General features: G+C 73.7%; 8 protein-coding genes. 1 reads left to right on the top strand and 7 read right to left on the bottom strand.

Features of this window, described 5'->3' with window-relative positions; all coding sequences use genetic code 11:
* Window positions 1–131: 131 nt before the first annotated feature.
* Both sthA and ACIRFL_RS22800 read right to left on the bottom strand, forming a co-directional pair.
* Complete coding sequence (sthA, locus tag ACIRFL_RS22805; RefSeq protein WP_404031301.1) at window positions 132–1520, bottom strand: Si-specific NAD(P)(+) transhydrogenase; 1389 nt, start codon at window positions 1518–1520, stop codon at window positions 132–134.
* Window positions 1521–2152: 632 nt separating this feature from the next.
* Window positions 2153–2359: a hypothetical protein gene (locus tag ACIRFL_RS22800; protein ID WP_404031204.1), complete on the bottom strand. Its 207-nt coding sequence runs from the start codon at window positions 2357–2359 to the stop codon at window positions 2153–2155.
* 712 nt (window positions 2360–3071) lie between these two features.
* Between ACIRFL_RS22800 and ACIRFL_RS22795 the strand changes: the two genes are divergently transcribed.
* Window positions 3072–4916: a glycoside hydrolase family 15 protein gene (locus tag ACIRFL_RS22795; protein WP_404031201.1), complete on the top strand. Its 1845-nt coding sequence runs from the start codon at window positions 3072–3074 to the stop codon at window positions 4914–4916.
* 9 nt (window positions 4917–4925) lie between these two features.
* Here ACIRFL_RS22795 and ACIRFL_RS22790 read toward each other — a convergent pair whose 3' ends face one another.
* From ACIRFL_RS22790 to ACIRFL_RS22770, 5 genes are all read right to left on the bottom strand, one after another.
* Window positions 4926–7673 (bottom strand): SpoIIE family protein phosphatase, encoded by a 2748-nt coding sequence (locus ACIRFL_RS22790; protein ID WP_404031198.1) that lies wholly within the window; start codon window positions 7671–7673, stop codon window positions 4926–4928.
* A gap of 480 nt (window positions 7674–8153) precedes the next feature.
* Window positions 8154–8441 carry a YkvA family protein gene (locus tag ACIRFL_RS22785; RefSeq protein WP_404031195.1) on the bottom strand — a complete coding sequence of 96 codons (288 nt, stop codon included), beginning with the start codon at window positions 8439–8441 and terminating at the stop codon, window positions 8154–8156.
* An 83-nt stretch (window positions 8442–8524) separates the two neighbouring features.
* Complete coding sequence (locus ACIRFL_RS22780) at window positions 8525–9667, bottom strand: hypothetical protein (protein WP_404031193.1); 1143 nt, start codon at window positions 9665–9667, stop codon at window positions 8525–8527.
* Between the two features lie 663 nt (window positions 9668–10330).
* Window positions 10331–11695 (bottom strand): FAD-dependent oxidoreductase, encoded by a 1365-nt coding sequence (locus ACIRFL_RS22775; RefSeq protein ID WP_404031190.1) that lies wholly within the window; start codon window positions 11693–11695, stop codon window positions 10331–10333.
* 149 nt (window positions 11696–11844) lie between these two features.
* The gene (locus ACIRFL_RS22770; RefSeq protein ID WP_404031188.1) at window positions 11845–12375 is read right to left on the bottom strand and encodes a C40 family peptidase; all 531 of its coding nucleotides are present in this window, start codon (window positions 12373–12375) and stop codon (window positions 11845–11847) included.
* Window positions 12376–12655 lie beyond the last annotated feature (280 nt).

Raw genomic sequence — 12655 nt, 5'->3', positions numbered from 1 at the left:
CGGCGTACGGTTACACCGAGTGTGCGTGTGATGATAGCGGTGCCCCTCGGCACATCAGGATCGACCGGCGGGTAATGTCCTGGATCGCCGTTCCCCCAACTCCTGCCTGCGCGAACGCCCTTCGCGGCCGGTCAGTCGGCCAGCCGGTCGATCTGCCGCAGCTTGTTGGTGGCGTCGAGGGCGGCGACCTTGTACGACTCGGCGAGCGTCGGGTAGTTGAAGACCGCGTCGACGAGATAGTCGACCGTTCCGCCGCAGCCCATCACCGACTGCCCGATGTGGATCAGCTCGGTGGCGCCCGTGCCGAAGCAGTGCACACCGAGCAGCGTGCGGTCCTCGGCGGAGACCAGCAGCTTGAGCATGCCGTGCGAGTCGCCGATGATCTGCCCCCGGGCCAGCTCCCGGTAACGGGCCAAGCCGACCTCGAACGGCACCCGGTCCTCGGTGAGTTGGTCCTCGGTGCGGCCGACGAAGCTGATCTCCGGGATGGTGTAGATGCCGATCGGCTGCAGCCGGTGCATGCGCCCGACCGGCTCACCGCAGGCGTGGTAGGCCGCCGCCCGGCCCTGCTCCATCGAGGTCGCGGCGAGCGCGGGGAAGCCGATGACGTCACCCACGGCGTAGATGTGCGGCACCGCGGTGCGGTAGTGCTCGTCCACCGCGATCCGGCCGCGCCGGTCGGCGGTCAGGCCCGCCTTGTCCAGGTCGAGTTCGTCGGTGAGGCCCTGCCGGCCCGCGGAGTACATCACCGTGTCCGCGGGGATCTTCTTGCCGCTCTCCAGGACCGTCAGGGTGCCACGGGGATGGCGTTCCACGGCGGCGACACTCTCCCCGAACCGGAAGGTGACGGCGAGGTCCCGCAGATGGTACTTGAGCGACTCGACGACCTCGACGTCGCACATGTCCAGCATGCCCGGGCGCCGTTCGACGACCGTCACCTTGCTGCCCAGCGCTGCGAACATGCTGGCGTACTCCATGCCGATGACCCCGGCGCCGACGATCACCATGGACCGCGGCACCCGTTCCAGGGACAGCACATTGTCCGAGTCCATGATCGTGCGTCCGTCGAACTCGACGCTGTCCGGTCTGGCCGGGCGGGTACCGGTGGCGATCACGATGTGCTCGGCGCTCAACAGGCGTTCGTGTCCGGTGACTTCGCGCAGCGCGACGGTGTGCGGGTCGAGGAAGCGGCCCGTGCCGGCGAACAGGGAGACGTGGTTGCGGGACAACTGGCTGCGGATGACGTCGACTTCGCGGCCGACCACGTGCTCGGTGCGCGCGGTCAGGTCCGCGACCGTGATGTCCTCCTTCAGCCGGTAGCTCTGCCCGTACAGATCCCGCTGGGTGAGGCCGGTCAGGTACAGCACCGCCTCGCGGAGCGTCTTGGAGGGAATGGTGCCGGTGTGGATGGAGGCCCCGCCGACCATGTCGGGGCGGTCGACGACGGCGACCCGGCGGCCCAGCTTGGCCGCGGCGATGGCGGCCTTCTGGCCACCGGGTCCGGATCCGATGACGAGCATGTCGAAGTCGAAGTCGGGCACCCACCGGAGTCTGACACCCCCGAGCCCCCACCGAAAGACCACACCGAAAACAATCACAGCGGGCCGGATCGCCCCGGCGAGAGCACGGGCTCACGCGGGCATGCCGTCTGGCGTGGCCGCCGGCGTCATCCCGGAACGGGGTCCCCAACCGTGCACCGTGCCCCCGGGCGGGGTGATCACGCCCGGCAGGGGCCGGCGGCGACGCGGACTCCTGGATGCCGCGGGTCTCCGGAGTGGGGGACGTCGTCGTGTGCGGCGGCGGGCGGGCGGGCGGCGGGCCCCGCGCCGGCGCCGGCGGCCCGAGGTCCACGGGGCCCCGAGCCGCCCGGGCTTCCGGCGAGCCGCGAGCCGCGGGCCGTGGTCCACCGCGACCCCGAGCCGTCCGGGCTTCCGCGGGCCGTGTCGTTCGGTGGGCGCGGTTGCGTGGTGGACGTGTGTTTCTGCGGCCGCCGGATCCCGGAGACCCTGCCGGGGTTTTCGCGGGCGGTCCGGGGCCTGGGAGGCCGGCGGTGGGTCGTGGTGGTCGGTCGAGCGTGGGCCAGGCGGTTCGGCGGTTGCGCGACCGGTCGGACCACCGTCGCCTTATCGCCGGCGCAAGAGGTGACCGTGTGCTACGGCAGCAGTTTCTCGATGGCGGCCGGGCCCTCCGCGGCCAGTTTGCGGCGGGCCCATTCGAGGGTGGCCGGAGTGATGTCTCTGCCGGCGGCAAGGACCAGGTCCTCCGGGCCGATGCCGGAGCCGGGGGCGGAGTGGAGCAGGGCGTCCGGGGTGCAGCGGTCGCCGGACGACTTGGATGTTTCGGGTTCTGACGTCGACATGATGTCTCCTCCTCGGGTCCGTGTGGCCGCATCGGTACCCGTGCCGCGAGACCGTGGCACTCTCTCACAATTCACCGCCAAGCCCCGCCCTGCATCCCGGAAGCCCATCCCCACCCCACCCGCCCGGCCCGCGGAAGCCCCGCCCCGCCCGCCACCCGGCCCGCGGAAGCCCCGCCCCGCCCGCCACCCGGCTCGCGGACGTGCCGCCCGCCGCCCGCCCCGCGAACACGCCCGCCCCCGTCTCGCCGCGTGCCGCCGCGCCCCACCCCGCGCTCGCCGCCTGGCCCGCGGACGCCCCGCCTCGCCTGGCCCGCGGACGCCCCGCCTCGCCTGGCCCGCGGACGTCCCGCCTGGCCCGCGGACGTCCCGTCCCGTCCGCCGCTCGCCTCGTGTATCGTCCGCCTCCGTCTCGCCGCGCCCCGCGCTCGCCGCCTGGCCCGCGGACGCCCCGCCTCGCCTGGCCCGCGGACGTCCCGCCTGGCCCGCGGACGTCCCGTCCCGTCCGCCGCTCGCCTCGCGTATCGTCCGCCTCCGTCTCGCCGCGCCCCGCGCTCGCCGCCTGGCTCGGGGACGCGTCCCCCGGCCGGGCGGCGTATGCGTGCTCGTGGGCGCGTGGGCCGTGGACGTGCCCCCGCCCGGTCGGCGCGCGTGTGGTCGCTTCGCTTTTAAGCTGGTAGCAGTCCGTACGCCCGTTGGCCGGGAGGCTGCCGTGATGTCCGAGACGCCGTTCCGCCGGGACGAACCCGGCAACCCCCGCTATCTGCCGATCGCCGAGCACGGACTGGTCGGCGATCTGCAGACCGTGGCCCTGGTCGGCAGCAACGGCACGATCGACTGGTACTGCTGCCCGTCCTTCGACGCCCCCAGCGTCTTCGCGGCGATCCTGGACGCCGAGCGCGGCGGAGCCTTCGAGTTGGCGGCCGCCGTACCGGCCCGGACCAAGCAGTTCTACTTCCCCGACACCAACGTGCTGATCACCCGCTTCTTCACCGAGGACGGCGTGGGCGAGGTCCAGGACTTCATGCCGGTGACCGGGGAACCCGCCGGCTCCGCCGAAGGCGACCGGCACCGCCTGATCCGCCGCGTCGTGTGCGTCCGCGGAGCCGTCCCCTTCCGGGCCCGGGTGGCCCCGCGCTTCAACTACGGCGCCGACCCGCACGCCGTGATCATGCGGAACGGCAGCGCCCTGTTCGAGTCCCCGGAGCTGTCCCTGTGGCTCACCTCCACCGTGGCGCTGGAGAGCGACGGCGTGGACGTCCGGGCCGACTTCAAGCTCGCCGAGGGCGAGACCGCGGTGTTCGCCCTCGACCGGGTCGGCGACGCCGTGGCCCCCCGCGGCTGCGCCCAGCTGGAGGCCGAGCACGAGTTCGCCGCCACGGTCGCCTACTGGCGCCGCTGGCTGCACCAGTCCCGCTACCGCGGACGCTGGCGCGAGATGGTGCACCGGTCGGCGCTCACCCTGAAACTGCTCACCTACGCGCCGACCGGCGCCATCGTCGCCGCTCCCACCACCAGCCTCCCCGAGCAGGTCGGCGGCGAACGCAACTGGGACTACCGCTACGTCTGGGTGCGCGACGCGGCCTTCTGCGTCTACGCGCTGCTGCGGCTGGGCTTCAGCAGCGAGGCCGAGGGGTTCATGCGGTTCCTGACCACCCACATCAGCGTCGGCGACGGCGGTGCCTCCGGGCCGCTGCAGATCATGTACGGCATCGACGGCCGCGCCGACCTGCCCGAACGCGAGCTGCCGCACCTGGAGGGCCACCAGGGCTCCGCTCCGGTCCGGGTCGGCAACGCCGCCGCCGACCAGCTCCAGCTCGACATCTACGGCGCCCTCATCGACTCGGTCTACCTCTACGACAAGTGGGCCCAGCCCATCCCCAGCGACCAGTGGGACGACGTGTGCCATCTGGTGGACTGGGTCTGCGACAACTGGGACCAGCCGGACGAGGGGGTGTGGGAGACCCGGGGCGGCCGCAAGAACTTCCTGTACTCGCGGCTGATGTGCTGGGTGGCCATCGAACGCGCCATCCGCCTCGCCAACCGGCGCGGACTGCCCGCCGACCTGCCGCGCTGGCGGCAGAGCCGCGACTCGATCTACCGGCGGATCATGGACCACGGCTGGTCGGCGGCGCGCCATGCCTTCGTCCAGTACGAGGACGGCGACGTACTCGACGCCTCCCTGCTGATGATGCCGCTGGCCAAGTTCATCGCGCCCACCGACCCGAAGTGGCTGTCCACCCTGGACGCCCTGACCGAGGACCTGGTCTCCGACTCGCTCGTCTACCGCTACGACCCGCAGGCCAGCCCCGACGGACTGCGCGGCGACGAGGGCACCTTCTCGATCTGCTCGTTCTGGTACGTCGAGGCGATGGTGCGCGCCGGGCGGCTGGAGGAGGCCCGGCTGGCGTTCGAGAAGATGCTCACCTACGCCAACCACCTGGGCCTGTACGCGGAGGAGATCGGCCGCACCGGTGAGCAGCAGGGCAACTTCCCGCAGGCGTTCACCCACTTCTCGCTGATCAGTGCCGCGTACAACCTGGACCGCGCCCTCGGCTGACCGGGAGCCTCACGGCGCCGCGGGCAGGGACTGCTCCGCCCAGATGACCTTTCCGGACGGCGTGTACCGGGTGCCCCAGCGGTCGGCGATCCGGGCGACGAGGAACAGGCCGCGTCCGCCCTCGTCCGTGCTCGCCGCGTACCGCAGGTGCGGCGAGGTCGTGCTGCTGTCGGAGACCTCGCAGATCAGGGACCGGTCGCGGAGCAGCCGCACACCGACAGGGGCGCGGCCGTAGCGGATCGCGTTGGTGACCAACTCGCTGAGGATCAGCTCCGTGGTGAATGTCATCTCCTCGATGCCCCACGCGGCCAACTGCCGGGTCACGGCGGCCCGTACGTCCGAGACGGCGGCCGGATCGGACGGCACCCGCCAGTCGGCCACCCGGTCCGGGCCGAGCGCCCGGGTGCGCGCGACGATCAGGGCGACGTCGTCGTGCGGGCGGGCCGGCAGCCGGTCGAGGACGGCCCGGCAGGTGTCCTCGGGCGAGTCGCCGGCCCGTTCCAGCGCGGTCCGCAGCAGGCCGAGACCCACGTCGATGTCCCGGGCCCGGTCCTCCACGAGCCCATCGGTGTACAGCACCAGCCGGCTGCCCTCGGGCAGGTCCAGATCGGCCGTCTCGAAGGGCAGACCGCCGAGGCCGAGCGGCGGCCCGGCCGGCACGTCCGGGAACTCGACGGTGCCGTCGGGCCTGACCAGCGCGGCCGGCGGATGGCCGGCCCGGGCGAGGGTGCAGCGCCGGGAGACCGGATCGTAGATCGCGTACAGGCAGGTCGCGCCGGTGACCGCCGCGCCGGGTTCGGCCGGCGTCTCGTCCTGGTCGATGCGGCCCACCAACTCGTCCAGCAGACCGAGGAGTTCGTCGGGCGGCAGATCCAGCGCGGCGAAGTTGTGCACCGCCGTGCGCAGCCGGCCCATCGTGGCCGCGGCGTGCAGCCCGTGCCCGACCACGTCGCCGACGACCAGCGCCACCCGGGCACCGGACAGCGGCAGCACGTCGAACCAGTCACCGCCCACCCCGGACTGCGCCGGCAGATAGCGGTAGGCGAGCTCCAGCGCGCCCTGCTCGGGCAGGCTGCGCGGCAGCAGGCTGCGCTGGAGCGTCACCGCCATGCTGTGTTCGCGGGTGTAGCGGCGCGCGTTGTCGATGGACACCGCGGCCCGGGCGACCAGTTCCTCGGCCAGGGCCAGATCCTCCTGGTCGAACGGCTCGGGCCGCTTCGACCGCCAGAAGTTGGCCAGGCCCAGGAGCAGGCTGCCCGCCCGCAGCGGCACCGTGACCAGCGAGTGGATGCCGTACTCCATCACCCGGGCGGTCCGCTCCATGTCCTGCGCGTGCCAGCCGGGCGCCTCGCTCAGCACCGGTTCGACCACGGCACGGCCGGTCGCGAGGCTGCGGCCCTGCGGCGCGGACGGCACAAAACGGATCCGCTCGCCCACCTGGTAGAGCGGGGCGTCCTTGCCGAGGCCGTTGCAGGCGACGCGGCACAGCGCGGCGCCGGGCTGCGGCTCCTCCCCGCCGAGGACAGCTTTGTACAGGTCCACGGAGACGAAGTCGGCGAAGCGGGGGACGGCCACCTCCGTCAGCTCCTCGGCGGTGCGGGTCACGTCCAGGCTGGTGCCGACACCCACCCCGGCGTCGTACAGCATGTCGAGGCGTTCGCGGGCCGTCTCCGCCCGGCCGGACAGGGCGCGCAGCTCCGTGGAGTCGCGCAGCGTGGTGACGCTGCCCGGCGGGCCGCCCCGCAGATGCGTGGGCCGCTGGTTGATCGCCAGCAGCCGGTCCTTGACGAGGTGCACCTCGTCGGTGGCGGCGCGGCCCGAGGCGATCAGACCGGCGGTGTCCGCGTCCAGGCCCAGGTCCAGGACGTGCCGGCGCTCGGCGTCCGGCGGCAGGCCGAGCAGGCGCTGCGCCTCGTCGTTGGCCAGCAGCAGCCGGCCGTCGCCGCCGACGATGAGCACACCCTCGCGGACCGCGTGCAGCACCGCGTCGTGGTGCTCGTACATCCGTGTCATCTCGTGCGGGCCGAGTCCCCTGGTCTGCCGCAGCAGCCGGCGGCTCACCAGCGCCGTGCCCGCGGTGGCCAGGGCGAGCGCGGCGGCGGCCGAGGCCAGGAGCAGCGGCAGCTGCTGGTCGGCGACGACACCCACGTGCGCGGTGGTGATGCCGGACGACACCAGGCCCACCACACGGCCGTCGGGCGCCTTCACGGGCACCACGGCCTGCACCAGCGGGCCGAGGGTTCCCTCGATCTCCTCGGTGACGGTGCCTCCGGCCAGCGCCGGGCCGATGTTCCCGACGAACTTCTTGCCGATGCGGCCCGGCTCGGGGTGCGTGTAGCGGACCCCGTCGGTGTTCATCACGACGATGAAGTCCACGCCGGTCGCCCTGCGGGCGGCCTCCGCCCTGGGCTGCAGGGCGGCGGTCGGATCCGGGCTGCGCAGCCCTTCGACCGTGCCCGGCGCGTTGGCGAACGTCTCGGCGACGGAGAGTGAGCGGCTGCGGGCCTCCACGGTGCTGTCGTGCCGCACCTGGAGCACCTGTGCCACCACGGCCGACACGACCAGCAGCAGCACGATCACCACCTGGAAAACGAAGACCTGCGCGGCGACGCTGCGCCCGCCCAGCGCCGACCGCAGCCGCCCGCGGCCGGTGCGTCGCGGACCGGCCACGGCCTGCACCCCCGCCGCCGGGGGTGCGTGGGTCTCCCCGGGCGGACGGGGCGGCCGAGTACGGGACTGGCCGGGCGGGCGGTCCATGTGCCATGTCTACACTGCCCGGCCCTGTGAGGCGAGAGGCGTCACACGTGCCGACGCCCGGCGATCCGGCACACTCGGGCTCACACACGGTGACCACCCTGTGATGCCCGGCCGGGCGGAGCGCCCGCGGAAGGGCGGGCGCGCCGTGCTCCGGCGCGCGCGGGGCGGTCGGCGCCGGCGCCGGCGTGCGGGCCGTTCCTGCCGTGCGCGCCGCCCGTTGGCTTGCTCTCCGTCCCGCTCAAGCCCGCCGTGTGAGTGACGTCACCCCGGCCGCACCCACGGCCGGGGCAACCGGGAAGATCCGCCCGGGAAGGGACCCCGTGGGGCGCCGGTGGGCGGTTCGCGGCAGGGCACCGGCGGCCCGACAGGCCCGGCGCGACCAGGGGAGGCCGGGACCCGCCGCCCCTCTGAGGCGACCCGGTGGGGCGGCAGGGTGGGCACGGGCCGACGCCGGCCGTCTTCGGCGGGGCGGGCAGGGAATCAGGGCTTCGTGCCGTCCGGCGGCAGGGTCGGGCCGCCGCGCAGACTGCGCAGCGCGAGCAGCAGCACGCCGATGTCGTCGAGGTACACCGGGTCGGGCAGCAGGTCGGCCGGCAGCACCAGGTAGAGGACGGCGCCCCAGAAGATCCAGCGCGGCCCCGTGGGCAGCCCGGCCCGCCGCAGCGTCTGCCGGGCGCGGACCAGCCGGACCAGCAGGACGAGGGCCACACCGAGGACGGCGGCCGCGAGCACCGCGGCGACCAGAAGCACGGTCGTCGTCGTGTCCATGAAGGCTCCTGTCCGTCATCTGCCCTTGCCCGGCCACTCCTTCGCCTTCCCCCTCCGGCGCCGCCGTACCGCTTCGCCCCGGATCAGGAGGGGCCCTTCACCCCGTCGGAGTCGTCCCCGCCCCGGGTACGCGACCCCTTGGCGCCGCCCGTCAGCCGGGCGAACGTCCGTGTGAACTGCCGCATCGGCGACGCCGCGGACGCTGCGGGCGGCGCGGGCCGCTCGGCGGGCGGGGCGGGCGCGTCGCGGTAGGCGGCCAGTGCCTCATGGGCCTTCTCCGCCGCCTCCCGGTACAGGTCCCGGGACCTGGTCATCGCCTCCAGCGCCTCGGCGTACATCGCCACCAGCCCGCGCTCACGGGCCAGTTCCTCCTCCAGGGTGAGCAGCGTCCAGTTGTCGCGCAGGTCGGCCAGCGCCTCCGCGGCGCCCTCGGGCGCGGGCTTCGGCAGGGCCGTGAAACGCCGCAGCGCATCGAGGAGTTCGGCGGGTTCCGAGCCGTCGAGGAAGACGCTGCGCACGGCGTACTCCGTGGCGTCGTACCCGTCCGGGGCCGGCTGCGGCGGCAGCAGGACGGCCCCGCCGCGTGGCACCTCCACGCCCTGGTCGCGCAGCGCCCAGTTGACGGCGCGCAGTTGGTGCGGCGCCGCCCGGTGCTCCAGGACGCGGTGGCGCAGCCCCGGCGGCAGCAGCCGGGCCAGCGGCAGCCTGCCCCGCTCGTCCGGGGTCATGGCCTCGTGCACGACCAGGTGGACGGACCAGGACCCGCGGGCGGCGTCGCGGAAGACCCGCCGCATGGCCTTGTCGTCCTCGGGGAGCGGGTTGATGTCGCGCAGGCGCAGCCCGGCGACGGCATGGTGGTGGTCCCAGGGGACGTCGTCCTCGTCGGGCCAGAACATGGTCGCGGGCGACGGCCAGTTGTCCTCCCACGGCCGTTCCGCCTCCGCGACGAGCAGCCACGCGCGCCCGTCCGCCCGGTCCCGCGGCGGCGGGAGCGTCAGCCGGGCCCGCACCGGCACCGCGCCGTCGACCCGCCAGCGTGCTTCGAAGACCCGCCCTGCGGTGTCCTGCGGCACGGGGGGTTCGGCGAAGTCGTCGAGAATCCTGCCGTCCTTGTGCCGACGCAGGGTGCGGCGCAGGACGTCCTCCGAGGAGGTGCCGGCATGGCGGCCGCGGGCCTGCCACACCGTGCCGGGGATCGGGGAGCGGTCACTGGCGGAGTTCGACATGGGCCCATCTGCGGTGGAGGCGGCGTGCGCCTTCCAGTATCACCGCTGGGGAACGCGGCCCGGCGGCCGGGTCGGGCCTGCGGGCCGCGCGGCGCCGGTTCCGCCCCGGCCCGCGCGCACGTGCGAGCACCCCGGCGCACCTCGGAGTGCCCGGCGCACATGCGGTGTCCACGGCGCACCTGGGTGTGCCCGGCGCACCCGGGGTGTGCGCGGCGCACCGCTCACGGCCCCGGTTCACTCATGCCGCTGAGCCGGCGCGGGCCACGACAATGGGGCGCCGAACGGGGCCCGCCCGCCCATCCGCTCAGGGGCGGACCCCGTTCTCGCTGCGCGAGGTCAAGCCGTGGTTCCGGGCCGCGGGCGATCCGGCGGAGCGGGCCGGCGGCAGGCCGGCCCAGAAGGTCGCCCGCGACGAGCCGGCCCGGCTCGTGACCCCGCGAGCGGCCGAGGACCCGACCCTGTACTGGCTCGACGGCCGCGACCTGTACGGCGGGGCCGACCGCTCCCGGCTGCCGCTCCCGGACGATCCGGTCCCGGAAGCGGCCACCCGGGAACGGCGCGACCCAAGGGTGGCGCCCCACCGGACCGCGGCGCGCGCCCATGGGCCCGGCGCGCTGTCACCGCGCGCCGGGCCCACGACCGTGTTCATCGCCTTTCGTCGCCTTACGCCCCGCTCTCGCGGAGCATGTCCTCGCGCTCGACGATCTTCACGCGCTCGCGGCCCTCGCTCTCGCCCCGCGCCTTTTCGGCGGCGTCCAGGCGGTACCAGCCGTCCCAGGTGGTGAAACGGATGTTCCGGTCGGCGAGGAACGCGTCCACGGCCTGCGGCGCAGGCGACTCCGGCGTGTGCAGACGGCCGTTCGCGTGATCGTCCAGGAGGTTGGAGACCGTCTCGTTCGCGTCGCCCTTGGTGTGGCCGATCAGACCGACCGGACCGCGCCGGATCCAGCCGGTGACATACGTGGACTGCAGGTGCGCACCGCTCTCCTCGATGACCCGGCCGCCCTCGTCCGGGACGGTGCCCGAATCCAGGTCCCACGGCAGCTTGGGCAGCTTCTCGGACAGATAGCCGACGGCCCGGTAGACCGCGGTGACGTCCCAGTCCTTGAAGGTTCCGGTGCCCTTGACGTTGCCGGTGCCGTCGAGGGCGGTGCGCTCGGTGCGCAGGCCGACGACCTTGCCGTCCGCGCCGAGGATTTCCGCGGGCGACTCGAAGAAGTGCAGGAACAGCTTGTGCGGCCGGTCGCCGACGTCGCGGATCGCCCAGTTCTCCAGCGTCTTGGCGACCATGTCGGCCTGCTTGTTGCCGCGCCGGGTCTCGATCGAGCCCGCGTCGTAGTCGATGTCCTCGGGGTCGACGATGACCTCGATGTTCGGGGAGTGGTCCAGCTCGCGCAGCTCCATCGGGCTGAACTTCGCCTGGGCCGGGCCACGGCGCCCGAAGACGTGGATCTCCCGGGCCCTGTTGGCCTTCAGACCGTCGTACACGTTCGGCGGGATCTCCGTCGGCAGCAGTTCGTCCGCCGTCTTGGCGAGGACGCGGGCCACGTCGAGCGCGACGTTGCCGACGCCGAGCACGGCCACCTTCTCGGCCTCCAGGGGCCAGGTGCGCGGCACGTCCGGGTGGCCGTCGTACCAGGAGACGAAGTCGGCGGCCCCGTACGAGCCGGCCAGGTCGATGCCCGGGATACGCAGATCGCGGTCGGCCATCGCGCCGGTCGAGAAGATCACGGCGTCGTAGAACGCGCGCAGGTCGTCGAGGCTCACGTCGCGCGGGTAGTCGACGTTCCCGAACAGCCGGATCTGCGGCTTGTCGAGCACCTGGTGCAGGGCCGTGACGATGCCCTTGATGCGGGGATGGTCGGGAGCGACGCCGTACCGGATCAGGCCGAAGGGTGCGGGCATCCGTTCGAACAGGTCGACGGAGACGCCGGGTTCGGCCGCCACCTCGGATTTGAGCAGGGCGTCGGCGGCGTAGATCCCGGCGGGGCCGGCTCCGACGATGGCTACCCGCAGGGGGCGCGGCATGATCAGGTTCCCTTCGAGCGACAATGGGCGACTCGAACGGGAAGCCTAAACTAAGGCAGACCTAAGTTAGTACGCGGGTCCGCCCTATGACCTCATAAACCGGCCTTATGCCCCGCCGTGCGGGGCCCGGGAGCGGCTGCTCAGGGGGATCATGCCGGCCGTACCACCCGGTGGATCGCCGACTCGCCGGCGCCGTAGACGGACTCCTCGCGGACGGCCGAGCCCGGCCCCGGTGCGTGCACCATCATGCCGTCGCCGACGTAGATGCCGACGTGGCTGTCGTTGTCGAAGAAGAAGACGAGGTCGCCGCCGCGGATGCCGGTGAGCGCGACCGGGGTGCCCGCGAGGGCCTGCTCCTGCGCCGAACGCGGCAGGGACACCCCGGCGGCCTTCCACGCGGCCTGGGTGAGGCCGGCGTAGTCGTACGAGTCGGGCCCGGTGGCGCCCCAGACACACGGACGTCCGATCTGCGCCCGGGCGAAGGCCACGGCCTGCGCGGCCCGGCCACCGGCCGCCGCGGGAGCGAGGGAATCCGTGCCCGCCGGAGTGCCGGCGGCGAAGGACTTCGTGCCGACGGGGGAGCCGATGCCGGGACACCCCGCGGGCACGGCCGCTTCAGGCCGGGGCGCGAACGCCGCCACCGCCATGCCTTCCGGTCGCGGTGCGAACGCAGCCGTCATGGCTCCCGGCTGGGCGCCGATCGCCGCCACCGCCGCCGCTTCCGGCCGCGGCACGAACCCCGCAACCGCCACTGGTTCCGGCTGGGGGGGCGAACGTCGTCGTCACTGGTTCCGGCCGCGGTTCGAATGCCGTCGTCACCGGTTCCGGCTGGGGGGCGAACGCTGTCGTCACTGTTTCCGGCTGGGGGGCGAACGTCGTCGTCACTGGTTCCGGCCGCGGTTCGAATGCCGTCGTCACCGGTTCCGGCTGGGGGGCGAACGCTGTCGTCACTGTTTCCGG

Origin of the sequence: Streptomyces sp. NPDC102462 (assembly GCF_044765425.1) — a bacterium.
GTDB lineage: Bacteria > Actinomycetota > Actinomycetes > Streptomycetales > Streptomycetaceae > Streptomyces.
Note: the sequence above shows the minus strand (reverse complement) of the source record. Positions and strands in the feature narration are given on the sequence as shown.